The organism is Paenibacillus sp. BAC0078, assembly GCF_054483875.1.
Genome location: NZ_JBTLRW010000076.1, coordinates 1 through 573, shown reverse-complemented (window position 1 = coordinate 573; position 573 = coordinate 1). Strand labels below are relative to the sequence as shown.

The window sequence follows — 573 nt, the reverse complement described above, 5'->3', positions numbered from 1 at the left end:
TTCGAATGGGTTATCCACGAACTTCTCCACCGTCAATTCCGGTCGGTTCAAGTAACCACGCGCCAAGCCGTCCCCTGCGATGCACAGCTCCCCAGGCACCCCGATCGGCTGCAGCTTGTTCGCTCCGTCGACGACATATACGCGGGTGTTGGCGATCGGACGACCAATCGGAATCGTTCCCCGGTCAACGTCCCCTTCGCTGATCGGATAGCAGCAGGCGAAAGTTGTACTTTCCGTCGGGCCGTAACCATTAATCAGTTGCAACCCTTCGATTTCCATCGCCTTTTTCGCATGTTGCACGGAGACGACATCACCGCCTACCAGCAACTGGCGCACTCCGTTCAATCCCTGCAGGCGATGCTCCACCATGACGTTAAACAAGCCCGACGTTAACCACAGTATGGTCACGCCATATTTTTCGATCCGTTCGGTCAGTTCTTCCAGCGTCGGGATATGCGGCGGCATCAGCACCAGCTTCGCACCGTTCAGCAAACTTCCCCAAATTTCAAATGTCGCTGCATCGAAGGAAATTGTCGATGCCTGTAAAAAGACATCCTGTTCCGTGATGCGCAC

Annotated in this window: 1 protein-coding gene; it reads right to left on the bottom strand. The window is 55.0% G+C overall.

Annotated features, from left to right (window positions below; all coding sequences use genetic code 11):
- A partial coding sequence (locus ACX1DY_RS31490; RefSeq protein WP_458968055.1) for an AMP-binding protein occupies nt 1–573 on the bottom strand: 573 nt, incomplete at both ends.